The sequence below is a fragment of the Geitlerinema sp. PCC 7407 genome, assembly GCF_000317045.1.
Taxonomy (GTDB): Bacteria; Cyanobacteriota; Cyanobacteriia; order PCC-7407; family PCC-7407; genus PCC-7407.
The window spans coordinates 481,669-505,989 of record NC_019703.1; the positions used below are offsets into that span (position 1 = coordinate 481,669).

Sequence of the window (24,321 nt, forward strand, 5' to 3'; positions counted from 1 at the left end):
CCCAGGCACTACCAAAACCCATTTGCGCGATTCTGGGGGACTTGCGAAGTGCCTGTCCCAGGGAATGTGACCCAAAAGTAGGGGACAACGCTGGTGGCGATCGCCACCAGCGACAAATCGCCCGAGGCTGGGCTCCGGGAAAAATGAGCGCCACCCTGGACTCCCAGCTTCGGGTCACTTGCCGGAAAAACCGCCCGAGATTATCCCTGGGCCAGGGCTTCGAGGGCGGTCAGGAGGGAGTCGCCCATGGCGCGGCAGCCCAGGAGATTTTTGCCTTCGGACATGATGTCGCCGGTGCGATCGCCCTGATCCAGGACCCGCTCCACCGCTTTCTCGATGCGGGTAGCGGCGGCGGGCTGGTCGAGGGCGTAGCGCAGCATCATGGCGGCGCTGAGCACCTGGGCCAGGGGATTGGCCTTGTCTTGGCCCGCGATGTCAGGCGCTGAGCCGTGTACCGGCTCAAAGACTCCCGGACCCGATTCGCCGAGGCTGGCCGAGGGCAGCATGCCGATGCTGCCGGTGAGCATGGCGGCGGCGTCAGAAAGAATGTCGCCAAACAGGTTGCCGGTGACGATGGTGTCAAACTGCTTGGGCCAGCGCAGCAGCTGCATGGCGGCGTTGTCCACGTACAGGTGGGACAGCTCAACGTCGGGATACTGCTCGGCCAGGGCGGTCATGCGATCGCGCCAAAGCTGGGACACTTCCAGCACGTTGGCCTTGTCCACCGAGCAGAGCTTGCCCTGGCGCTTGCGGGCGGTCTCGAAGGCGACCCGACCAATGCGATCGATCTCAGAATCGGTGTAGGCCATGGTGTTGACCCCCCGCTTTTCCCCCGATTCCATGGTGAAGACGCCCCGGGGCTGCCCAAAATAAATACCGCCGGTCAGCTCGCGCACCACCATAATGTCGACCCCCTCGACGACCTCGCGCTTGAGGCTGGAGGCGTCAATGAGCTGAGGCAAGATGGTGGCGGGCCGCAGGTTGGCAAACAGGCCCAGTCCGGCGCGCAGCCCCAGCAGGCCGGTCTCGGGACGCTGCGATCGCGGCAGGGTATCCCACTTGTAGCCGCCGATGGCCGCCAGCAGAACCGCGTCGCTGTTGCGGCAGGTGGTGAGGGTTTCCTCGGGCAGCGGGCTGTTGGTCGCGTCGATGGCCGCGCCGCCGATCAGCGCTTCTTGAAACTCGAAGCTGAGGTCAAACTGACGACCAACGGCTTTCAGGACATCTACCGCGACTGCCATGATTTCGGGGCCGATGCCGTCGCCAGGAAGGAGGGTGATGCGGTAGGTCTGGGTCATGATGTGTCAGCTTACAGAAGGTGGTTGAAAAGGGTTGTATGCGGCCTGTTTGCGCAGACTAATAATGATACCGGGCATTGGAATCGCTGGAAATGTGGGGGCGATCGCCCGGCCGATAGACTGCGGTGGGCCGGTGGTGGGCGTCAATTTCGACAATCCAGTTCACGTGGTCGGCCCGATCGGCTAGGGGTTCCAAGAATAGGGCGGGATGCAGCGATCGCCAGAAATAGTGGACAAACGCCTGAATTTCCGCGTCGTCCATGCCGCTTTTGCCTGCTGCCTTCATCTTCTGCTCGGCCTCTTGGCGCCACTGCACGCTGAAGCGATAGTCCTGGGGCAGCAGCACCATCAGCTGATCCAGCCGCTCCCACAGCGGAAGGTACTCCCCCAGGCGCTCGTTCATGGCGCGGGCAAAGGCGCGATCCGCCTCGGTTTCGATGGGAAAGGGCGCTGGATCAAAGCTGCCAGAATCCAGGGGCCGCACCCCGACAAACCACCCTTCAAACAGCACAATGTCGGCCTGAGCGACGCTTTCAGGCTGAGCGCGATCGCCTGCCCCTTGGCAGGCGGACTTGTCAAAGCGGGGCAGCGCCACCGGAAACTGGCCCGCCCGGAGCGCGTCTAAGGTGCGCAAACCCAGGGCGACGTCGTGGGTTCCTGGGGGGCCTCGCCAGCGCAGCCGGGGATCTTGCTGCTGGAGGGCTTGGCGCTCTGCGTAGGTCTTGTACAGATCGTCTAGGGACAAGCTGACCGCGCGATCGCCCATCACCGCTAGCAGCCGCGTCAGCACGGCCCCGAGGGTTGTTTTGCCGGTGCCCTGCCCGCCTAGGATTCCCTGAACCACCGGTCGATCGCAGCCTTGGCGCAGTGACTGCAATTGGCAGGCCAGGGGGATCCACAGGTACCACAGCGTTTCTAGGGGCAGCGCTGCCAGATTGAGCTGGGCTGCGAGATCGGCGATCGCAAGGCGCGATCGCACCCATACCTCGCCGTAGCGCTCCACCCGCGTCTGAATATTTCCTGGCTCAAGGCCAAACGCCCTGGCCCGAGGGGCGTCTGCAAGCCACGCGGTCTCTAGCAGCCTCTGCTCTGCCGCTGCTGGTTTTTCCCCCGCTGCCCAGCGCGCCAAAATCCCTTGAACCGTCTTGAAGTCCGGCCCCGCCATCCTCAGGAGCCCAGCTTGAACGCTTCCAAAAACAAACTGTAGATCAGACCCAGTTTGAAAGCATTGAGGCTGTCGATGAGCAGCGGCTGTCGTTCTCCCCACCGCCGCCCATACACAAACCAGCTCACGGCCTCGGTCAAGCTAACGGTGATCGCCGCCACCAGCACATCGATGTCTCCTGACTGGCCTGTTGTGGTTGATAAAGCGTTTCCGGTGAAAAAGCCAAACAACAGGCTAATCACAACCAAAGAAACCCGTCGCCAAGGGTTTAGCAACCAGCGCCGAAGCTGCGCCAGTAGGACATCGATGAGGCTACTGAGGCGAGTATTCTGCATTGCTTCTCAGGGGATGTTGGCCCCGATGATAACCTTTGCTCAAAGCGACCCCCCGCGCCCGCTACAACGCGCAAGTCTTGATATTAGTATGGTGGTGATAGCAGGTTGGGATACACAAAATGCGGGGTGAACGGGGTCGGGAAATGACATTGAAAGTATACCCTGCGGCAATGATTGGCTTGGGCCTAGCCCTAGTGGTGGGGGTGGCAGGACTGGCCCTGCGGCGGTTTGAGGTTGATGTGTGGGTGGGCCCGGCGGATGAATCGCTGGAGGCGCCGGTGATGCCAGAGCCCGGAGCTTCGGGGGAGCGCGATCGCTCTTCTCCCGTGCCCGCGTCTCCCAAGCCTTCAGTGGCGGCTTCTCCGGCAGCGAGCCCAGCGGCAGCACCCTCCGGGGCGATCGCCGGCAACTTCCGCGTCAGCAACCGCACCGAGCACCCGATCCGCCTAGCCCTGCTGTCTCGTCAAGGAGCGACAGCCTCGCCTGAACCGGTGCACTGGGATTTTGTACCCCAAGAAGGCAGCAGCAAGGGGCTGATTTTGTCCTTGCCGACGACCTCCCTACAGCTGCAAAAAGGGGATGTGGTGGTGGCCTTTGCCCAGGACGGCTCTCGGCGCTATTGGGGGCCTTATGTGGTGGGCGAAACATCGCAGCCCCAGTGGGACGCCGATCGCTCGGAATGGCGCCTGGTGATTGCTCCCTGACGGGAGGCGTGAGGCTGGCCCTCACGGGATCACCGAAAGACCCTCGCCCCATCAGCCCTGGGAATACGCTTTAGGCGATCGGCTCAAAGACTCGATTGCTCAGGGTTTCCTGGGCAATTTGCTTGCCTTCGGTTTGCAGATACTCCAAAAAGGTGCGAGCCACAACGGAGAGCTGCTTGCCCGAAGGATAGAGCACGTGCCAGTTGCGGCGAATCGGAAAGCCTTCCACATCGAGGGTGACCAGCTGGTTGGTCGCGCCCACGAGGGCGAGGGTGTGGCGGGAGAGAATAGAAATTCCCAGGCCACCGGCGATCGCCTGCTTGATCGCTTCATTGCTGCCGAGCTCTAGGCGCACCTTCATCGACATACCGTTCTGGCTGAACAGCTCCTCGATGACCTCGCGGGTTCCGGAGCCCGCCTCCCGCATGATGAAAGGCTCGTCTTGTAGACGCTCCAAAGGAATCGATCGCTCGTGGGCCAGGGGATGATCCGCTGAAGCCAAGACCACCAGCGGATTTTCGAGAAACGGCTGGCAGGTGATGTCCATATCCTCTGGCGGCTGACTCATGATGTAGAGATCGTCGAGGTTCTCGCTCATCCGCTCCAGCAGGTACTTGTGGTTGGTCACCTCAAGGGCGATGTCCACCCCCGGATAGCGGCGACAAAACGGCCCCAGCATCCTCGGCACAAAGTATTTGGCTGTGGTAATCACCGCGAGACGCAGCTGGCCTTTTTTGACCCCCTGCATGTCGGCGATCGTCATCTCGAACTGGGTCAGCCGCTCAAAAATTTCTCGACAAACAGCTGCTAGTTCGTGGCCCGCATCGGTCAGATAGAGACGCTTGCCCACTTGCTCAAACAGCGGCATCCCAACCGTTTTGGCGAGCTGCTTCATCTGCATAGAAACCGTCGGCTGGGTCAAAAAAAGCTCCTCAGCGGCCCGAGTAAAGCTGCCATGGCGAGCTGCGGCTTCAAACACGCGTAGTTGGTGAAGGGTTGCTTGTTTCAGTGCGTCAGTACCCACGGCAGTATCCCAAAGCTGGTGAATAAGAAAGCATGTGCCATCTCATGCGGAATGGATGGCGAATAGTCTCGAACAGGGGGGAGACGGGAGGCGATCGCAGCATCTTTATGGGTTCCACAGAAGTCAGGGTGACAATGGAAAACAGCGGTGGCAGCTGGCCCTAATTCTTCAACAGGTCTGAATCTGGAAGGGCGATCGCCCCAATCTTTATAGAACTAAGTCTATCATCATTATCCAAGACATTGATTCTAGGTGATGCAACTTTGAGATAAGATTCTATCAGAGCGTAAGACTACCCGAAAAAGCATTGCACAGTAGAGCTGTTTGCAGACTTTGGATGGTTCGATCTTTGCCTTCTAGATCTTCCGAACCTCAGGCACGGTCAGGAATCTGTTGAAGGCCACTGCCCCAAAAGCAAAAGGCGATCGCACCCTCCCAAGCCCTCAAACGCAATTACCGCTGGTTTCCTCCTCTCACTGTGCAATGACTCTTCTCTCGCTCGAAAATCGTTTCCTTCCTACGCAAACTTGGCACACCTAATGATCCAGCGAGTTCGGCCTACTGCAGTAGGTCGAACCCGTCACGGGTCCTCCAAACACAGCCGTTAACCTCATGAGTCTCCAGCGTGCTGCAATCCGATTTTCGGAAGCAGCACGATTTTTTTGTCATTTCCTCAGCACAACCAAAAGGCCGTGGCGATCGCCACGGCCCTTGAAAACCCTTAATCTATGCTCTTGTCTAGACGGGATTGACGGTCGTCAGTCGAGAGTCGACCAAGCGCGTCAGCCAGCCGGTCAGGTATGCCCGATTCTGGGACTGCTCATCTGGATTGCCAGTCTCTAGAGGAAAAGGGGCTAGGCCGCGAATCGCGGCTGTCGTTACGCAGAACATCGATTTCTGGAAGCTCTGGCAGATCTTCACCAGCAGGTCATCCTCGCCGCGGTGAGACTTGAGATAAATCTCGTGTAGATAATCCGGCAAAAAGTGCCGCATATCCTGCATCAGCAGCGTCGGTGGAATGCCAGCGCCCCCAGAAGGCAGCGGGTCAGCATAGAGCGCGCCATAGCCGAAATCTTCTTGCTGATTGGGAATCTGGTGCGCTTGAGCGTTGTAGGAGATGACTCCCATAAAGGGCGTGCCCCGGAAGAAAACGCTCTCGACATAGGGAACCGCCGTGTCCATCAAGAACGTGAGGCCGGCTGATTCGGGAATCAGCTCGTGGGTTTGGCCATCTACGTGGACTCGATAGGTGATGGGAACGCTGGCGTTAGCAACAAGGGCGTCTTGGATCAGCGTGACAACATCCGGAATGTCTTTGATCTTGCCGCGATCGAACTGATCCGACAGATCAATAAACATGTCGCTCATGATCCGCCAAAACTGGCCCAGAGCGCTGTAGTAGGCCAGCATCTTGGCCTGCTCTAGGAAAAACTTTGGAAAGAGCGCGTCGAGGGCCTTGCTGAGGGGATTGCTGCGGAGGTGGCGCTGCATAGCGACGCGGGTGCGCTCGGCAAACTCCGGCGAGTCCACAAAGGTATCCAGACCGCCGCCACCGTGCCAGAGCATGGTGCGAACGCAGTACTCGGCGTACTCATAGTTGATGCGATCGTGCCACCAGTGGCGCAGAAGCTGCTTGAGCGAGACTTTGCCGTTGAAATACTTGAAGAAGGGAAAAGGATTGAGGAAGGTGTTTTCGCCAACAAAGATGAGGTTGTTGGAATAGGCATCCAGCACGACGCCGTAGCTCTTCAGAATGCCCACAACTTCCAAGAGGTTAGTGGGGCTGTGGGGAAGCAGCGCTTCTCCAGCTTCGAGGCGCTCGATATAAGGGGCGTAAGGGGAAGAAATGGGCGTTTGAAGGGTGACCATGATGGGAGTCCCTCGGTACTAGCAGAACAACAGCACAAGCCTGGAGGTTAGAGATGGGGCGATCGCACTGCTAGGAGCGTGCTCTCAATACCAGCGGTCAGCGCTGGTGGACTGCCCGTCTTCTCCTCAACCGTCTGAACAGTGGCGCTCGGAAGGCTCATGGCGGTAGTAACCGCTTCGCTCCAGAGCACCATCCAGCGAGGCTGAACACCAAAGATCACGATGATGACGGCCAGAGCGATCGCTGGCATCCGCTCACCCCAGCGCACGCGGGGCAGGTCGATCACCTTGGGAGACAGTCGACTAAAGAAGGCGCGGTTGACCAAATTGAGGAAATACACCGCCGTCAGACCCGTACCCACCATGCACAGCAGCGTCTGGATAGGAAAACTGGCGAAGCAGCCCCGGAAGATCAAAAATTCAGCAATAAACCCTGTCATGCCGGGAATGCCAGCGCTGGCCATCACCCCCAAAATCATCAGACTGCCAATCAGGGGCAAGCCGCGCTCTGGGTTGAGCAAACCGGTGAGCTCTCGCAGGTCGCGGGTGCCTGTTTTGGCGTAGACCACCCCCACCAGCAAGAAGAGCAAACCGGAAATCAAGCCGTGGCTGACCATCTGGCTCACCGCGCCTGCCAGGCTCAAGGGCGTTGCGGCGGCGGCGGCCAGCAGAATGTAGCCCATATGAGCGACAGAGCTGTAGGCCACCATTTTTTTCATGTCTTGCTGAGTGATGGCAGCGAAGGCGCCATACAGCACGCTCACCACCGCCCACGTCGCCAGCCACGGGGCGATCGCCGCCCAAGCATCTGGGAAAAGGCCTAGCCCAAACCGCAGCAGGCCATAGGTCCCCAGCTTTAGAAGCACGCCAGCCAGCAGCACCGAAACCGGCGTCGAGGCTTCCACGTGGGCATCCGGTAGCCAAGTGTGAAACGGCACCAGAGGAATCTTGATACCAAAGCCGATCAGCAGCGCTACCAGCAGAATCATCTGGGTCGCCAGAGGCAGCGCCTGAGCCTGTACGGGGTCATAGGAGAAAGTACTCGCGCCGCTCAATCCTACCAGGCCCAGGAAAGTCGCCAGCAGCAAAATGCCGGAGACAGCCGTATAGATCAAGAACTTGGTGGCGGCATAGCCCCGCCGTGCGCCGCCCCAGATGGCAATCAAGAGGTACAGCGGAATCAGCTCTAGCTCATAAAACAGGAAAAACAGCAGCAGGTCTTGGGCCAAAAAGGCGCCTGCAACCCCTGCATTGATGAGCAAAATCAGGGAGTAGTAGAGCTTGGGTCGCCGAATTTCAGAATCGCTGCTGTAGATGGCGATCGCCGTCAGAAAGCCATTCAGCAGCAACAAAGGCAGCGAAAGCCCGTCAACTCCTAGGTAGTAGGTGAGGCCCAGTCGCTCCAGCCATGGAACATACTCCACAAACTGCAAATCGCTCACACCTGCATTGAACTGGCTCGCCAAAAAAAGCGACCAGAGAAAGGTGCTAACGACGATCGCCAGCGTTCCGAGCCGAGCCAGCTTTGCGCTGGAGAAAGGTGGCAAAAAGCCAATAACAGCGGCGCCAATCAGAGGCACCCAGATCAAGGCACTAAGCATCAACGGTGACGGCTCCTTCCAAATACATCAGCTTTAGCTTCAAAAGCACTGCGCCTGATCGCCTCAACAAGGTCTGAGACTGCGGTGAGCCTTCATGCCCCTCTGGTCCCCCAGAACGGCTTGCCTCACCAGCCAAAGTTCAAGACGGCCAGCATCGGCCAAGTCATCCACAGCCCCAGTGCACCGACTCCAACGAGAATTGTTAGAACATAGGCCTGCGATCGCCCTGAAATGCTGTATTTGAGTCCCTCACCGCTTAAAAGCGACGCGAGGCCTACCAGATTGACTGCGCCATCAACCACATACTGATCGATCCAGGCCGTCAACCGAGAAAAGATGCTGACCCCCAAAACCACCGTCAATCGGTAAAGCCGATCGATGTAGAAGTCGTAAGCTAGCAAATCGCGAGCAGGCTTCCAGTCCGTAGGCAAAACCAGAGCGCGTCGATAAATCAGGGCGCCCACGCCACAGCCTGCCAAACTAGAGCTCAGCAGCAGAGCCACCGCCACCGGATTGAGATCCAGCCAGCTCGGCAGCAGTCCCCAGCTGCTCAGCATGACCGGAATCAGCAGCGCAATGATAATCAGCGAAACCATAGGCACTGCCATGGGCCAAGGCACTTCCGGAGCGCGGCGGGTCTTTGGCTGGGGAGGACCCAGCAGGACTCGACTGCAAACCCGGACCAAGTTCATCGCCGTCAAGCCATTCACGGCAACCAAAATGCCCGTCAGCCAAAAAGGAGTCCCCTGCAAGCCATCCATCCAGCTCAGAAAGGACCAAAAATTCCCCAGCGGCAGCAGGCCGATCATGCCTAGGGTGCCAACGCCAAACGCCATGGCCGTGACGGGCATTCGTGAGCCTAAGCCGCCCATCTCGGTAATGTTTTGGGTGTTGGTGGTCATGATGACCGAGCCAACCCCCATGAACAGCAGCGCTTTGGCAATGCCGTGGGTCAGCAAAAGTAGAAGGGCAACGTCAGTCTGCTGTAGCCCGACAGCAATAAACACCAGGCCAAGGTAGGCGCTGGTGGAGTGAGAAAATGACCGCTTGATATCTAGCTGGGCGATCGCCACCAAAGAAGCCCCGATCGCCGTCATTCCGCCCATCACAATCAAAGTATTTTGGGCCGCTGGCAAAATAGCAATCACCGGCTGCAGCTTGATCAGCACGTAAGCACCGCAGCTGACAACCAGGGAATTTCGCAAAATCGAGGCTGGGTTAGGGCCTTCCATCGCCTCGTCCAGCCACAGGTGCAGCGGAAACTGGGCACACTTGCCCGCCGGGCCCGCAATCAAAGCCAGCCCTAGCAGGGTCGCTGGCAAAGGCGCCAAGCTGGCCGTCTGAGCCCACTGCTCGTAGTCCGAAAAGTTGATGCTCCCCGTGATAGTTGCGAGAGACACCACTGCCATCAGCAGCAGGATATCGCCCACACGCTTGGTTAAGAAGGCGTCTCGAGCCGCTGTAACTACCAGAGGCTGGGCATACCAGAAGCCCACCAGCAGATAGGTCGAAAGGGTCAGGATTTCTAGAAGACCGTAGCTGAGAAGGAGAGAGTCGCTAAGGACAAGGCCTGTCATGGCCGCCTCAAAGAACCCCATCAGTCCATAAAACCGGGCGATCGCCCAGTCTTTTTCTAGGTATCCCAAAGCAAAAACCTGAGCCAGAAAGCTCAAGCCCGTCGCCAGTACGATCGCTCCAGCGCTGATCGAAGAGAGCTCCAGCGCAAACGAGAGATCCAAGTCGGCCACCTGAACCCAGTGGAACATCACCTGCCGAGCAGGTTGCTGCCAAACCGCCCGAAAAACTACTAGCCCATGACCTAGTGACAAAACTGTCATCAATAGGTTGAGGTAAGCTGCAGGTCGAGGTCCTGTTCGACGAATAATGCCCGTAGACCAGGGCAGTGTTAGAAGCGCGCCAAAGAGGCCATAAAGGGGTATCCACCAACTAGATTGGAGGAGAAACTCGGTCATGAAAGTTGCCGGTAAGACTGCAAATCAGGAAATGGCTGCCTTGAAAACCAGCTCAGACTACAGCGCAGCCCAAGCCCCCAAATTGAACAGCAGACGCCCAAAAAAGATATTTTCAAGCCACTAATAGAATTAATTTTTTATTTAGATGCTATTTTAACAGTCCTCTTCTCGGAAAGGCATCTAGCCTGTGGCAGGGTTGATAGACCTTTCTTATGTCACCCATAAGATATTGCCGAACTGCCAGGCAGACGTGCCCAGAGCACTTTTGCAATCCTTGACTATTCTCACTGGAGAGTAAAATTACGCACGAAACTCCTCAATGTGCGTCTGAGAACGTAATCTATTTAATCTCGAAATTAGTTCTAAAACGTCTCGAAATTGTGATAAAGAGCCTAAACAGGCTGATTGACTTAGAGGCCTCTTTGAACCCATCAGCAAAGACATCTCAAAAGCGATCGCTCTTCACTGAAGGACAGATCGCCACAGGTGACATCTTATGATAGGAAATTCAAAAATACGACCTCCAAAAAATTGTCTCTTTGCCAGTGTGATTGAAGGAATTAACGTCAAGAAAATAAGCTAAAATCAGAGCCTCAAAAGTATCTGAATGCCCTCAAAAGCTTGTGCTGTCGTTCAGTGAGCGCTCATTAGCTAGGCGATCAAGTTTTGTTAATACCTCTTATTGAAAATTATCATTATGGCTTATATTGTCAGAGTAAACGCCTTCGCCCTATGCTTAGACTCAGGCTTCGGGATCGTTACCATAGCCTGAGGATGGTGGGAGATCCCGTCGAATTTTTGCCAAAAAATTTCGTTGATAATTTTACTGATTACTTAATCAGTTTCAGAATTTCAGGAGACTAGCAACAATGCCGATTGCGGTTGGAATGATTGAAACGAAGGGATTCCCTGCGGTTGTGGAAGCAGCTGACGCGATGGTGAAGGCCGCTCGCGTGACCCTGGTGGGCTACGAGAAAATCGGCAGCGGCCGCGTGACAGTGATTGTCCGGGGCGATGTGTCTGAAGTACAAGCCTCTGTGGCTGCTGGTATTGAATCTGCTAAGCGTGTCAACGGCGGTGAAGTGCTCTCTACTCACATCATTGCTCGTCCCCACGAGAACCTGGAATACGTTCTGCCTATTCGCTACACCGAAGAAGTAGAGCAGTTCCGGACCTGAGAATTGCTTAGATAAGTTCCTGTTAGCGTTTCAGCGGACTTTGTTTGTTCGCTGACGCTTTGCCTGGATTTACGAGCGAACTGGTTACACTAAACTCCCTGGAGACTCAACTATGTCTATCGCAGTTGGAATGATTGAAACGCTGGGCTTTCCTGCGGTTGTGGAAGCAGCTGACGCGATGGTGAAGGCCGCTCGCGTGACCCTGGTGGGCTACGAGAAAATCGGCAGCGGCCGCGTGACGGTGATTGTTCGCGGTGACGTGTCTGAAGTGCAAGCTTCTGTGTCTGCTGGCATCGAGAACGTGAAGCGCGTCAACGGCGGTCAGGTGCTCTCGACCCACATTATCGCTCGTCCCCACGAGAACCTGGAGTACGTACTCCCCATTCGCTACACCGAAGATGTTTCCCAGTTCCGTGAGAGCGTGAGCGGTATTCGTCCTATCGGCAGACCATAAGACCTCATGCAAATTGCACGGGTTCGAGGCACGATCGTCAGCACTCAAAAAGACCCAAGCTTGCAAGGGACAAAGTTCTTGTTGCTGCAACTGCTGGACGAGGAGGGACAGCCGCTGCCGGGTTATGAAGTCGCTGCTGATTGTGTCGGCGCTGGTGTTGATGAGTGGGTGCTAGTCACGCGTGGCAGCGCTGCTCGTCAACCAGACGGTATGGACAAACGTCCTCTTGATGCTCTGGTGGTTGGAATTATCGACACGGTGAGCATCGAAAATTCCCTCCTCTATAGCAAGAAGGCCCAATATCGGTAAGGGCTCCTGTTGTGATGCGGCTAGCCAGTGCGAGTTCCGCATAGCTTAAGTCTGGGAGTATTTTGCCCTCGGACTTTTGTTTTGTCGCTAGTTCCGGAGTGTTAGCGGCGTGCGATCGCTGGCAGCAAGCCATTACCGTTGCAGTTAAGAGGTAGTTTTTGTCATGGCAGTCCACAGCTTTGCTGCCCCTCCCACTCCATGGTCTCAAGACTTAGCCGAGCCTCAGGTTCATGACACGGCTTATGTGCATGCCTTCTCCAACATCATTGGGGATGTCCGCGTAGGTCCCAACGTGCTAGTTGCACCCGGGACCTCTATTCGTGCGGATGAGGGAAGCCCTTTCTTCATTGGTGCGAATACCAACATTCAAGATGGTGTGGTGGTCCACGGCCTCGAGCAGGGTCGGGTTCTAGGAGATGACCAAGAACCGTACTCGGTTTGGATTGGCAGTAATGCTTCGATTACCCATAAAGCACTGATTCACGGTCCTGCGTACATCGGCGATGACTGTTTCATTGGGTTTCGCTCGACCGTATTCAATGCACGGGTTGGCAAGGGCTGCATTGTGATGATGCATGCGCTGATTCAGGATGTGGAAATTCCACCGGGTAAGTACGTGCCTTCGGGGGCGGTGATTACCAGTCAGCAGCAGGCAGATCGGCTGCCCGATGTGCAAGATGAGGACCGAGAGTTTGCCCGTCATGTGGTGGGCATCAATGAGGCGCTGCGTTCCGGATATCAGTGTGCTGAGGATAGCGTTTGTATCGCTGGAATTCGGAATGAAGCGCCGAAAACCAAAGAAACGGATGGAGTAAACGGTTTTAGCAGGTTAAGTGGTCAGATGCAAAGCACACAGTTGAGTTCGGAAACCTTGGATCAGGTGCGTCATCTGCTAAACAGCGGATACCGCGTTGGCACGGAGCATGCTGATACGCGTCGCTTCCAAACGAGCTCTTGGCACAGCTGCGCGCCGATTCAGTCTAGCCGCGAGTCGGAAGTGGTTGGTGCGCTTGAGGCTTGTTTGCGAGAGCATGAGGGTGAGTATGTTCGCTTAATTGGGATTGATACCCGAAGCAAGCGCCGAGTCCTAGAGAGCATTATTCAGCGCCCTGGCGATCGCTCGGGCCAAGCTTCTCGCCCGACGACGACTTCTTCTTACAGCGGTGGGAATGGTAATGGTGCGGCTGCTAGCCGTGGCGCTGCCGTAGCTCCGTCGGCCAATGCCGATGTGGCGGATCTGGTGCGCCAACTAGTGGCTCAGGGCTGCCGCGTGAGCCTCGAGCACGCTGATGAGCGCCGCTTCAAGACATCCTCTTGGCGGAGCGGTCCGCTGATGCAGACTAGCCAAGCCTCTGAAGTGATCGCCGTTGTGCAAAGCTTCCTGGCTGAGCACCGCAACGAGTATGTCCGCCTGGTGGGCATCGACTCCGCCGCCAAGCGCCGCGTTGTCGAAGTGACGATCCAGCGTCCTGGCGAATCTGCCAACGTTGCCTCGGGTGCCGGTTCCTCCTCTTACTCTGCTCCTTCTGCGCCGAGCTATTCTTCGTCGAGCAACAGTTCGGCTACAAGCGGCCGCCTTGCGCCGGAGATTGTCGACCAACTGCGTCAGCTCCTCGCTCAGGGCTGCCGCATTGGTGTTGAGCACGCTGATGCCCGCCGCTACCGGACCTCGTCTTGGCACAGCTGCCCGGCGATCGACTCCACCCAGCTTCAAACGGTGGTGGGAATCCTCGAGCGCTGCGTAGCGGATCACCCGGGTGAGTATGTGCGCCTAATCGGCATCGATCCGAAGGCCAAGCGCCGCGTGGCCGAAACGCTCATCCAACGGCCCGGCCAGTAGGCTGGAGACCAGCGGTTTTTCTAGGAGAGCAAACGTTGCTCTCCTAGAAGACCCTGACCCGCTAGGTCCTCGACCTAGCTGAGGAGGTTAACAATTTCAATGAATTTGCCATCACTCCAGCCTGTTATTAGCGCTGACATCTATATCAGTGGAGATGTTCGGATTCACGAAAGCGCAATCATCGGCTCAGGAGCGATTTTGCAAGCAGATCCGGGATGTCGAATTGTCGTTTCTGCCGGTGCTTGTATTGGCATGGGGGCTGTGGTTCACGCTCACCAGGGCAATATCGAGATCCGGACAGGAGTCAATTTGGGTGCTGGAGCCCTGGTAGTGGGGGATTGCGTCATTGGAGACAATGCTTGCGTGGGGGCGGTTACGACGCTGTTCAATACGTCGATTCCGGCATCCCAGCTCGTTTCTCCAGGCACTTTTTTGGGAAATGCCGGCCGTTCGCTCAAAAATCAGCCGCCAGCCTCTTCCCAAGAGCGGGTTGTAGAAGAGCCTGCTTCACCAACCGTTGAGGCTGCTGAACCTTCGTCGTCTGAGCCAGAATCCCCCGAGCCGCAGCCAACTTCAGAGAGCTCAGCCTTGGTGAAGCCTGGTGAAAATGACGCTTTACCCAAAATTCCGGGCCAAGAACAGCTCGATCGCCTGTTGGGCAAGCTGTTTCCCTACAATCAATCCATGAATCCGCCGGCTGACCCCTGGACATAACTCCTGAGAGCTGATGTGAAAGTCGCCTAGCGTAGCTGAAAGCGCTTTTGTAGATTAGAGAGAGGGCTGTTTCTCCAAATTCGTCGTAAACAGTGGGGAATGTATGAAGATGGAGCTACGAACCAGCGCACCAGCCCTCCCCAATCAATCCATGAAGTTTCTTCGCTCGGCTACTCAAAATCGCGATCGCGGCCTCAAAGGCAGCGCCATTGGCATGGTTTCAACCCGCAGCTTTCCGGCCATCATCGGAACGGCTGACATGATGCTGAAATCTGCTGGCGTTTCCCTCATCGGATTTGAAAAAGTGGGCGGTGGCTATTGCACAGCCATTATTCGCGGCAATATTTCGGATGTGCAGATTGCTGTCGCCTCTGGCGTGGAGACGGCAGAGCAGTTTGGTCAGTTTGTTGACAAGGTTATTATTCCAAGGCCCCTACCTAACTTAGAGGCGATTTTTCCGATTAGTCAGCGCATGGCTTATCTGGCTGATGGGGTCAAAAGCCCCTGGCGCGATCAGGCCCTAGGCCTGCTAGAAACTCGTGGTTTTCCGGCTTTGGTGGGGGCTGCCGATGCGATGCTGAAGTCGGCGGATGTGCAGCTGACTGCCTATGAGACCATCGGAAATGGGCTCTGCACGGCGATTATTCGGGGCTCGGTGGCGAATGTGGCCGTGGCGGTCCAGGCTGGAATGCACGAGGCAGAGCGAATTGGCGAGCTCAATGCGGTGATGGTGATTCCGCGGCCGCTGGACGATATGGAGCAGTCACTCCCCATTGCGGCGGTCTTGCTGGAGGCCCTACCGAAGCCCCTTGAGATTCCTTTGGCCCTAGAGAAGCGAGAAGTGGTGATGGCAGAGCTGCCTGAAGTGAAGGCGCTGCCGAATTTGCAAGAACTAGAAAAAGAGACGATTGAGCCACCTGAGAGCTGAGCGTCTCTGGAGGATTTGGGACACTTATTGGCAGCTGATTTCGAGGATCAGGCGATCGCGCGGCTTGATCACGCACGGTCAGCGCAGGGAAGCCCGAGCCAGAATCGCATAGGTCAGAGGAGTGTCGTTCGCTCGCTCGCATTCATCTCAACGCCAAATCAAAGATGATGGCGTGAGGCTTCTGCTGCTTTGGCTAAAGTTTAGCTGCTGCCCCTCAGGTGCAGTGAGGCTGAGCGGCAGCAGCAGGGTCAGGCTGGGGGTTTGTTACCTGCGATTGTGAATGAGTTCTTCAATCCACTGCGCGAAGGCGTCATCTCCCAGACGCGCGAGAGCTTCTTCAACGATGTCTCGCGAGAGCTCCCCGTTGCCGGGGGGAAAGTCCCGAGAGTAGGTGAAAAAAGCCATGCTGCTGAGCATGTGACAAAGCTCGTCGCGGAGGCGATCGCGCTTGATCTGAAGGACGCGTGCCGTGCGGCGAACCGATCGCTCCCGGCAAAATTCGCTAGTTAGTTCGTCGCGATTAGGAAGCCCGTCCATAGGATGTGGGGCACTGTGGCTGAAAGATTAGTGAGGGCAAGGGGCGATCGCCCCGGAGCATCCAGACAGGCCAATCAGCTGTGTCGAAGCGCGGATTCGCTGGTGGCGAGAGGGCAAAGTCCATCCAGGATGCAGAGATGAACTAGCAGAAATGCAAAAACTGATTGGATTAATTGGCCTTTAATTTAATCGATTTTGAAGGAAGTCAAAAGCGGTTTTCAATTCTCGTAATTTTGAGCGCTATAAGATAATTTTGTGAGAACAATATTCGTACAAGTTCACGCTGCTTGATAAAAGCGAGTGTCGCTAATCGCAGCTGTTCAAAGCTTTGAAAAAAGAGCCGAAAGCCTATTCACTTCTTGGTGATTCTGGCTTTTTGTAACCGTGAAATCGGTGACCTAAGGGCTGGTGCTGGTTTGCTAGAAGCGTTTGCTCTAGAGGCTGACAGCTGTAGAAAATCAACAAAAAGCGTTGAAAAATCAATGCTTTTTGCTAAGAATCTGATTATCAGTTGGCAAAACCTAAAACAGAGCGTAATTCTAGTCTAAAAAAGCTGTTTTTAGGCATTTGAAACCTAAAAACAGCTTTCGGTGGAAATTTGAGTGGTTGGTGTCAGAGATTAAAGCCGACCTGTGGCAGTACAAGTGCTTACTCAACTACTTTGATCAGGCCCATCTGTAGGCGATCGAAGAGGGTTTGAATTCGCTGTTCACTTTCATTGCTCAAGGCGGTATTCATGAGCGTGATTTTTTGAAGAGACTTCTGGTCAGCGCGGGTGATTTTACCGGAAGCAAGAATGCGGTGAGTGATTTGAGAAACTGCGGCGTCTGCAATGACCGCAGAGGACTGATGCGCCATGATAAAACGCCTCGTGTGAGTAGTTTCAGGTGAGTGGAGAGCAGGGTGCGTGAAGGGGGCAAAGGGCGATCGCGCTGGGAATGCAGCGGTGTCGCCGGATGTGAACTGAGAATTTCTAGCCTTCTGTAAAGATTCTATGAAGTTGGTCCTGTAGTTGCCCTCACCCTGTGGGTTTATCCATTTGGGTGACTCTTAATTAAAGCTTTTGTTAATTTGTCAAGAGTAAAATTGCGGTTCCATGCCTGTTGGGGGGAAGGTGTTACCCTGTTGGGTAATTTGTAGGTCTGAGGTTAATTCATGTCTCGCTTGAGCATTTTGGGTGCCGTGGTTGGAGCGCTGGTAACGGCTATGGCAATACCGGCGAGTGTTCATGCGGCGGCGGTATCGGTGATTGGTGCAGAGACTGGGGGCGCGACGTCGCAGCCGAGCCCGGGGGAGTTTTTTGTTCGGGGGATGTATCTGGCCCAGGAGGGAAAGACGGAGGCGGCGATCGCGGATTGGTCGGAGGCGATTCGTCTGGCGCCGGAGTTCACAGAGGCCTATTACAACCGGGGCTTGGCCTATGCGCAGTTGGGCCGCTATGACCGTGCGGAGCAGGATTTTTCGCGGGCACTGCTGTTGAATCCCAGGTTGGGAGATGCCTACGACAATCGTGGCGTGGTGCGGGCGGCGCGCGGCGACGCTCCGGGGGCGATCGCTGACTTCACAACGGCGCTGCGCCTCGATCCACAGGATGCCTCAAGCTACTACAACCGGGGCAATGTCTACGACGAGATGGAGCGCTATCAGCGGGCGATCGCGGACTATGACGAGGCCATTCGCCTGAGTCCGGCCTACACGTCGGCCTACAACAGTCGCGGTCGGGTGCGGCTGGCCCTGGAAAATTTCGCAGGGGCGATCGAGGATTTTTCCCAGGCGATCGAGATTGATCCAGAAAACGCGATCGCGTACTACAGCCGAGGCGTGGTCCATGGGCTGATGGAGAATCGCCCCAGCGCGATCGCAGATTTGGAAAAAGCCGCTGATCTGTTTCAGCGTCAGCAGCAGCCCGAGAATTATCAGCGTGCCCTCGACAAGCTGCAGGAGTTGCAGGCGTCTTAGCGAAAATCTTGAGCGAATGTCTATGAAGCGATGGGGACTGGGGTGGCGGATAGCGATCGCCATCGGTTTGCTGGTGGGCGTGGCGGAGCCAGCGGCGGCGGGCCTGTGTTCTGCTCAGCTAGAGGCTGCCATTGACGCAGTCATTGATGTGCCGCCCAACCGCGATCGCTGGGGCGTGCTGGTGCGATCGCTGCCTCCAGAAGGCGATCGCCCCGTCACCCTCTATGCCCGCGAAGCCGATCGCTTCTTCATCCCCGCCTCCAATGCCAAACTGCTGGTCACAGCCGCCGCCCTGCGCCGCTTGGGACCGCAGTTTCAGATCGAGACCACCGTCTATCAAGAGATGGCGACGCCCGACGCAGTCCGCCTGCGCGTGGTGGGGCGGGGAGACCCCAGCGTGACCGACGCCGAGCTGGCAACATTGGCAGCCCAGCTCAAGGCCCAGGGCATCCAAATCATTGACCAGCTCTGGCTCGATGACCAGTTTTGGCGGGGCGAAAGCGTGCCGGCCACCTGGGAGTGGGAAGACGTCCAGGCGGGCTATGGAGCACCCGCAACGCCCCTGATGGTGAATCAGAACGCCCTGGGCCTGACCCTGGTGCCCCAGGCCGTTGGCCAGCCCCTCAAGGTCCTGTGGGACTCTCCCCAGGATGCTCTGGCTTGGCAAGTCGAAAATCGCTCTCAGACCGTAGCCGCTACCGAACCGGAGTGGGTGTCGGTGGGGCGAGACTTTGACCGCCCGGTGGTGCGGGTGGCGGGCCAGCTGCAAGTGGGCGCCCCCTCGGAGCCGGTGGCGGTGGCGGTCACGCGCCCGACCGAAAACTTTTTGCGGCGCTTTCGCCAGAGTTTGACGAATCAAGGCATTGAAGTCCGACAGGCGGCGATCGCCCCTCAGCCACGGACCGACAGCGAACGCGCGATCGCCCGCCTCCAGTCACCGCCTCTAGTCGCCCTGCTCCAGGAAGCCAACCGCTTTAGCGATAATCTCTACGCCGAAGCCCTGCTGCGCACCCTAGGCGCCGTGACAGATGCTGAGGCCGAAACCAGTACCCTAGAAGCGGGCCTAGAGGTTCTAGAGTCCACGCTCAGCGAGCTGGGGGTCGATCCCGAAAGCTACGCCCTCGTCGACGGCTCAGGCCTGTCTCGCCAAAACTTGGTCAGTCCAGCGGCCCTCGTGGACGTGTTGACCGCCCTGGCGCGATCGCCCGAAGCCGACCTCTATCGAGAAACCTTGGCGATCGCCGGTCAAGAAGGCACCCTCCGCCAGCGCTTCAGCCCCGATCTCCAGGGCCAGGTCCAAGCCAAAACCGGCACCCTAACCGGTGTTTCAGCGCTGTCGGGCTACTTGCTGCGGGCCGATGAGACCCTGGTTTTCAGCATCTTGGTCAATCAGTCTGATCAGCGTCACGCCGACCTCACGGCTCAAATCGATCAAATCGTGCGTCTCTTGAGTCAGCGGCAAGCCTGCTAACGCCGATCGCCCCCGCGATTCTGGGGCTCAAACGCGCCAACCAGTCGTCAATGGACCGCAACCCAGCATAAAATCAACGTAGGCTACAAACTGACGCAACGCAAAACCAGTGGTCAAGCCCCGCACTGGGCGCTACAAAGGCTTCAGCCATTGCCAGCTCGTCAGCCGAGATTGTTCCCCTCAATCCAGCGACTCCTGCGGCCCCCTACATTTCTAATGTTGGCAACGCTCGACACCCAGGCTGCAAGAATTGGGTCGGTGAAGTTGCTAGCTTTCAAGCGCGAAACTGCTCAGCAATCTTTGCTGAGCCGGTCAGGGTGCGCCAAAATTCCTCGTTGCGTTTCTATCGACGTCACTGCCCCTATGGATCAAAGTGAACATTCCCAAACGTGGTACAGCCATGGTCAGGTACTGAGCGGATTGGGCCGCTATGAGGGGGCGATCGCTAAGTACGACAAAGTCCTGGCGGTCCAGCCTGGTGATTATGAAGCCTGGACCCACCGGGGATACGCCCTCGAAAAGCTGGGTCGCTACTCAGAAGCGATCGCCAGCTTCAATGAAGCCATTCGCGCTCAGCCCAAGTTTGTTCTGGCCTGGCACGGCAAGGGCATTGTCTTGGCCAAAATGAATGAATACGAGGACGCCATCAAAAGCTTTGAGTGGGCCTTGAGGTTCCAGCCTCAGGACGCCAAGATTTGGTACAACCACGGCAAAGCGCTGTCCCACCTGTGCAACTATCCGGACGCGATCGAGAGCTTTGACAAGACCCTGGAGCTGAGGCCTGAAAACTACAAGGCTTGGTATCACCGGGGCATTGCCTTAACCAACCTCAACCGCTACGACGAGGCGATCGCCAGCTTTGACACCGCTCTGGTCATTAACCCCAACTGCTACTACGCCTGGAACTATCGCAGCTTGGTCCTCGCCAAACTCGATCGCTACCAGGAAGCCTTTGACGGCTTTACCCGCTCGCTCAAGATCAAAGACCGCAATCCCAACGCCTGGTATGGGCGGGCCTGCTGTTGTGCCTCCCTGGGCCGCACCGACGAAGCCATCGACTATCTCTATCGCTCCTTGGTGCTCAGCCCCAACCTGCACCGCGTGATGGCCCAAACAGACCCCAGCTTCAATGGGCTGCGCCATGATGCGCGATTTGTGGCGCTGCTGCAAGAGCAGCCCTTCTAGCGTCGTGAGCCAGCGGCAAGCGCAGCCAATCCCCCTCACTACGAGGCGGAGGCGGTCGGTCCCGATGGCCTTAGGGAGGCTAGGGACCGGCTACAGCGCAAAGGTTTCTTCTTTGGTCGGCTTGAGGGCAAAGGTGAGGACCGTCTCGTCAACGCCCTTGAGCTTCAGGGGACTGCACTTGACGATTTCTTCTTCCTCCAGGTAGTCGGCGACGGCCGCCGACACCAAGATCGAGTTGGGAGTGGCCGCCTCCTGGAGGCGAGAGGCAATGTTCACGCTGGGGCCGATCGCCGTGTAGTCGGCGCGCTCCTCGCTGCCGAACATGCCCACCACGGCGGTCCCTTGGTGGATACCGCAGCGAAACTCCACATGGCCAATGCCCTGCTCTTCCCAGCGGCGATTGAGCTTAGCGAGGGCAACGTGCATCTGGCGGGCTGCCCCGATGGCGCGCCGCACCTGCTCGTTGGGCGAGAGCTCTTCGGGCGCCCCAAAGAGCGCCAAAATCGCGTCTCCCATAAACTTATCGACGGTGCCGCCATTATCAAAAATGGCCTGGGTCATTTCAGCGAGGTACTCGTTGAGCAGCTCCGCGACTCGGCGCGATCGCAGGGTGTTGGCCAACTGCGTAAAGCCCACAATATCGCTAAACAAAATCGTCACGAGCCTCGGCTCGGGCCGCAGATCCAGCATCAGATCTCCAGTCGCTGCCTTGAGCACCATCGACGGTGGCAAGAACCGTCGCAGCACCGACTCGGTAAGGTACGTGTTCAGCTCGGCAACGCGGCGCTCATTGGCCTTGAGGGCAAGCAAGTTTCGCACCTCCGCCAAAAGCTCGCGATCGTTGAAGGGCTTGGAAAGGTAGGCATCAGCGCCCCGCTCGGCTCCTTCGATCCGCGTATCCGCGTCAGCCTTGGCCGTCAGCAAGATAATCGGCGTGCCCTGGAGCGAGACATCCTCTCGAATCATGCCGATCATGTCCAGCCCCGAGACCAGCGGCATCATCAAGTCCGTCACGATCAGCTCGGGGTGGTGGTTCTTGGCTTTCTCAAAACCGTCTGCTCCATTCACGGCGGTGCGAACGCGGTAGCCTTCCTGACGCAAAATCGCCGAGACATAGGTCCGCAGATCGGGGTTGTCGTCTACCACCAAAATCTGGCTAGAAGCAGCGCCATTGGAGGCCGCAATACTCTCGGGCGCTGGCACAGGGGCGATCGCCCCTGCTGGGATACTCGCGTCGACCTCATCCTCCGTCTGGGCAAAGGACTGTAGCTCCATCTCCAGATCGGCAAATTCCACCGTCGCCCGATCGGCCTGGAGCTCCGTCGGCACCGCCGCGATCAGCTCCGTCGGCAAATGCTCTGAGCCTGTCCGGAGCACCACGGTAAACGTCGTGCCCTCGCCATAGTTTGAGCTGACGATGATTTGGCCGCCGTGGCTGTCCACCAGCTCCTTGACCAGCGCCAATCCCAGACCGCTGCCTTCGTAGCTGCGGTTGGCTGAGCCCTCGGCCTGCCGGAAGCGCTCGAACAGGTGCGGAATTTGGTCTGCCCGAATGCCGATGCCTGTATCTTGAATCTGCAAAATACAGCTCTCCTCCTCGGGCTGCAGGCGAACCGTGATGCTGCCGCCCGCCGCCGTAAACTTCATCGCGTTGGAGAGCAGGTTGTACAGCACCTTGTCAAACTTCTCGGCATCCAGATACACCGGCGGACAAGGGGCGAGCTCCGTGACGAAGTGAATCCCCTTGCGCTCACAGTAGGCGCGGAAAATATCGGCGATTTGGCCGACGAACTCGGTGAGGTCGCAGGGGCTGAAGGTTGGCTGCATCCGGCCGGCGTCGAGACGCTGAAGATCCAGCAGCTGATTCACCAGCCGCAACAGGCGCCGGGAGTTGCGCAGCGCGATGGTGGCCTGCTCGGCTGAAAGGCCGGTTTGCTGGTTGACGGCAGATTCGAGGGGCCCAATGGTGAGGGTGAGGGGCGTGCGGAACTCGTGGGAAATGTTTTGGAAGAACTCTGTTTTTTGGCGATCGAGCTCCAAGAGCTGCTCCGCTTGCTGCCGCGTTTTCTGGTAGAGCTCTGCCTGCTGCACGGCGATCGCCGCCTGGGACGCCACCGCCTGAGCCAGCTCCACCTCGGACGGCTGCCAGCGACGCGGCCGCTGGGTTTGGCGCAGAGAAATGCTGCCGATGATTTTGCCATTGTGCAGGAGCGGCACCACCAGCAGCGCCCGCGCGGGCGATCGCAGCGGCACATCCAGCATATTCATCTCAGGATGAATGCTCAGATCGTCAATCTGGACCGGCTGCTGGGTGCGAATCAACTGCTGCAACACCGGATTGGCCGCGATGGGCACGCTCGACTGCGGGAGATGGCGCATGCCAAACCCGCCACTCTCTCCAGAAATCTCTTCCCTGTCCAGAGAAATCTGCCCCTCATGGGTGTGGGGATCGTGCAGACCAACACAGCGGACGTACTCGTCCTCCTCGGTCCACAGCGACAGCGCGCAGCCATCCACCTGGAGGCCCTGGCCGAGCTGCTCCGTGATCGCCGCGAAAATCTCCTCAGGCTCCAGGCTCGAGCGAATCGCCGACGTGATCGTGTTGACCAGAGACTCCCGCTTCGCCAGGGCCTGCATCTGCTCGTAGGCCCACGCCTGAGCCAGCGCCAAAGCCGCCTGATCGGCCACCATCGTGATCAGCTGGACCTCGTCGTCCTGCCAGGCATAGGGGCGATCGCACTGGTGCAGCGCCATCACCGCCAGCAGCTCCTGCCGACAGATCAGTGGCACCACCAAGCTCGACTGAATATTGCTGGTCCGATAGGCCGCCAGTCGCTGCTGCTCCTCGGGCGTCTCTCCTCCCTCCAGCCCTGCGACATCCTGGATCACCTGGACCTGATCGGTCGCCCAGACCGTCCAGCGCAGCTGCCCCAAATCTTCAAAGCGGGGCATCGATACGTCTGCACCGTCTGCTTTGACAGCAATTCCATTGGCGGCCACGACCGACGGTAGGCTGATGTTGGACCCAGACAGCGCATCGAGATCAAGGGACAGATGCTCAGCGGGATTGTAGCGATAAAGAAACCCGCCTTCGAGCAGTCGGCCATCTCTGAAGGGGCGCAAAACGCAGCAGCTCACCTCAAACATCTGGCCCACCGTCGTCGCGATGGTTTGCAGAATTTGGCGATAGTTTAGGGCGCTGCGGATTGTGTTGGTGACCGCATTGAGAAGAGATTCTTGACGGAGGGTGCGGCAGAGCTCTCGGGTCCGAGCGCGCAAGACATTATGGGTGTCTACGGCCTGCTGAACAACACCGCGCAGCTCTTCGTCATCCCAGGGCTTGGTGACGTACTTAAAAACTTTACCGGCGTTAATCGCTTCGACAAGGTCTTCGACGTCGGTGTAGCCGGTCAAAATGATCCGGATGATGTCGGGATAGCGCGTCGCCGTCAGGCTCAAGAACTCTGTCCCGCTCATGAGCGGCATGCGCTGATCGGAGATGATCACCGCTACATCGCCTTCGGCTTCCAGGATTTCGAGGGCAGCGGGCCCATTCTCGGCGCGCAGCACTTTGAATTCTCGTCGAAAGGTGCGATAGAGCAGATCGAGGTTGTCTGGCTCATCGTCAACGACGAGAATCTTGGGCTTACTGTCCTCTGAGGCTTTCATGCACCGCTCTCCTGCTGCAAGGGCAGTTGAATAAACATTGACCTCGCTACGTGTAGGCTGATCCGAACCATGGACTGGCTAGCAAGTTACGTGAAGGGTCAAAACACA

20 protein-coding genes are annotated in these 24,321 nt (G+C 57.5%); 10 read left to right on the forward strand and 10 right to left on the reverse strand.

Going from position 1 to position 24,321, the window contains the following annotated elements:
* Positions 1 to 200 precede the first annotated feature (200 nt).
* From leuB to GEI7407_RS02105, 3 genes are read right to left on the reverse strand one after another with little or no spacing between them, the layout of a single operon-like run.
* The gene (gene leuB / locus GEI7407_RS02095; protein WP_015170471.1) at positions 201 to 1,298 is read right to left on the reverse strand and encodes a 3-isopropylmalate dehydrogenase; all 1,098 of its coding nucleotides are present in this window, start codon (positions 1,296 to 1,298) and stop codon (positions 201 to 203) included.
* 58 nt (positions 1,299 to 1,356) lie between these two features.
* Positions 1,357 to 2,463: a glycerate kinase gene (locus GEI7407_RS02100; protein ID WP_015170472.1), complete on the reverse strand. Its 1,107-nt coding sequence runs from the start codon at positions 2,461 to 2,463 to the stop codon at positions 1,357 to 1,359.
* Positions 2,464 to 2,465: 2 nt separating this feature from the next.
* Positions 2,466 to 2,798 (reverse strand): DUF565 domain-containing protein, encoded by a 333-nt coding sequence (locus GEI7407_RS02105; protein WP_015170473.1) that lies wholly within the window; start codon positions 2,796 to 2,798, stop codon positions 2,466 to 2,468.
* Between the two features lie 149 nt (positions 2,799 to 2,947).
* On the opposite strand from GEI7407_RS02105, the gene GEI7407_RS02110 reads away from it, so the two are divergent.
* A complete protein-coding gene (locus GEI7407_RS02110; protein ID WP_223294471.1) occupies positions 2,948 to 3,502 on the forward strand; it encodes a hypothetical protein in 555 nt (184 codons plus the stop codon).
* A 70-nt stretch (positions 3,503 to 3,572) separates the two neighbouring features.
* Here the strand turns inward: GEI7407_RS02110 and GEI7407_RS02115 are convergent, their stop codons facing one another.
* The 4 genes from GEI7407_RS02115 to GEI7407_RS02130 form a co-directional block, all read right to left on the reverse strand.
* Positions 3,573 to 4,511: a LysR family transcriptional regulator gene (locus GEI7407_RS02115; RefSeq protein WP_041268618.1), complete on the reverse strand. Its 939-nt coding sequence runs from the start codon at positions 4,509 to 4,511 to the stop codon at positions 3,573 to 3,575.
* A 753-nt stretch (positions 4,512 to 5,264) separates the two neighbouring features.
* Positions 5,265 to 6,395 (reverse strand): CO2 hydration protein, encoded by a 1,131-nt coding sequence (locus GEI7407_RS02120; protein WP_015170476.1) that lies wholly within the window; start codon positions 6,393 to 6,395, stop codon positions 5,265 to 5,267.
* A gap of 47 nt (positions 6,396 to 6,442) precedes the next feature.
* Positions 6,443 to 7,996, reverse strand: a complete 1,554-nt coding sequence (locus GEI7407_RS02125) for an NADH-quinone oxidoreductase subunit M (RefSeq protein WP_015170477.1) — start codon at positions 7,994 to 7,996, stop codon at positions 6,443 to 6,445.
* A 125-nt stretch (positions 7,997 to 8,121) separates the two neighbouring features.
* Complete coding sequence (locus GEI7407_RS02130; protein WP_015170478.1) at positions 8,122 to 9,969, reverse strand: NAD(P)H-quinone oxidoreductase subunit F; 1,848 nt, start codon at positions 9,967 to 9,969, stop codon at positions 8,122 to 8,124.
* A gap of 869 nt (positions 9,970 to 10,838) precedes the next feature.
* Between GEI7407_RS02130 and GEI7407_RS02135 the strand changes: the two genes are divergently transcribed.
* From GEI7407_RS02135 to GEI7407_RS02160, 6 genes are all read left to right on the forward strand, one after another.
* On the forward strand, positions 10,839 to 11,147 hold the full coding sequence (locus GEI7407_RS02135; protein ID WP_015170479.1) for a carbon dioxide-concentrating mechanism protein CcmK: 309 nt from the start codon (positions 10,839 to 10,841) through the stop codon (positions 11,145 to 11,147).
* A gap of 112 nt (positions 11,148 to 11,259) precedes the next feature.
* A complete protein-coding gene (locus tag GEI7407_RS02140; protein WP_015170480.1) occupies positions 11,260 to 11,601 on the forward strand; it encodes a carbon dioxide-concentrating mechanism protein CcmK in 342 nt (113 codons plus the stop codon).
* A gap of 6 nt (positions 11,602 to 11,607) precedes the next feature.
* Entirely contained in the window at positions 11,608 to 11,910 is a 303-nt protein-coding gene (locus tag GEI7407_RS02145; RefSeq protein ID WP_015170481.1) for a EutN/CcmL family microcompartment protein, read from the forward strand.
* Between the two features lie 163 nt (positions 11,911 to 12,073).
* The gene (locus tag GEI7407_RS02150) at positions 12,074 to 13,750 is read left to right on the forward strand and encodes a ribulose bisphosphate carboxylase small subunit (protein WP_015170482.1); all 1,677 of its coding nucleotides are present in this window, start codon (positions 12,074 to 12,076) and stop codon (positions 13,748 to 13,750) included.
* A gap of 99 nt (positions 13,751 to 13,849) precedes the next feature.
* A complete protein-coding gene (locus tag GEI7407_RS02155; RefSeq protein WP_015170483.1) occupies positions 13,850 to 14,464 on the forward strand; it encodes a carbon dioxide concentrating mechanism protein in 615 nt (204 codons plus the stop codon).
* 151 nt (positions 14,465 to 14,615) lie between these two features.
* Positions 14,616 to 15,392: a BMC domain-containing protein gene (locus GEI7407_RS02160; RefSeq protein ID WP_041268238.1), complete on the forward strand. Its 777-nt coding sequence runs from the start codon at positions 14,616 to 14,618 to the stop codon at positions 15,390 to 15,392.
* 264 nt (positions 15,393 to 15,656) lie between these two features.
* On the opposite strand, the gene GEI7407_RS02165 is transcribed toward GEI7407_RS02160, so the two are convergent.
* Together GEI7407_RS02165 and GEI7407_RS02170 are read right to left on the reverse strand one after the other, a co-directional pair.
* Positions 15,657 to 15,929 carry a hypothetical protein gene (locus GEI7407_RS02165; protein WP_015170485.1) on the reverse strand — a complete coding sequence of 91 codons (273 nt, stop codon included), beginning with the start codon at positions 15,927 to 15,929 and terminating at the stop codon, positions 15,657 to 15,659.
* A gap of 648 nt (positions 15,930 to 16,577) precedes the next feature.
* Positions 16,578 to 16,787, reverse strand: a complete 210-nt coding sequence (locus GEI7407_RS02170) for a hypothetical protein (protein ID WP_015170486.1) — start codon at positions 16,785 to 16,787, stop codon at positions 16,578 to 16,580.
* A 297-nt stretch (positions 16,788 to 17,084) separates the two neighbouring features.
* Between GEI7407_RS02170 and GEI7407_RS02175 the strand changes: the two genes are divergently transcribed.
* The 3 genes from GEI7407_RS02175 (at position 17,085) to GEI7407_RS02185 (ending at position 20,544) form a co-directional block, all read left to right on the forward strand.
* A complete protein-coding gene (locus GEI7407_RS02175) occupies positions 17,085 to 17,888 on the forward strand; it encodes a tetratricopeptide repeat protein (RefSeq protein ID WP_015170487.1) in 804 nt (267 codons plus the stop codon).
* A gap of 16 nt (positions 17,889 to 17,904) precedes the next feature.
* Positions 17,905 to 19,359, forward strand: coding sequence for a D-alanyl-D-alanine carboxypeptidase/D-alanyl-D-alanine-endopeptidase (dacB, locus tag GEI7407_RS02180; protein ID WP_223294472.1), 1,455 nt, complete (start codon positions 17,905 to 17,907; stop codon positions 19,357 to 19,359).
* Between the two features lie 363 nt (positions 19,360 to 19,722).
* Positions 19,723 to 20,544 (forward strand): tetratricopeptide repeat protein, encoded by an 822-nt coding sequence (locus tag GEI7407_RS02185; protein WP_015170489.1) that lies wholly within the window; start codon positions 19,723 to 19,725, stop codon positions 20,542 to 20,544.
* A gap of 90 nt (positions 20,545 to 20,634) precedes the next feature.
* Here GEI7407_RS02185 and GEI7407_RS02190 read toward each other — a convergent pair whose 3' ends face one another.
* Complete coding sequence (locus GEI7407_RS02190) at positions 20,635 to 24,213, reverse strand: response regulator (protein ID WP_015170490.1); 3,579 nt, start codon at positions 24,211 to 24,213, stop codon at positions 20,635 to 20,637.
* Positions 24,214 to 24,321 lie beyond the last annotated feature (108 nt).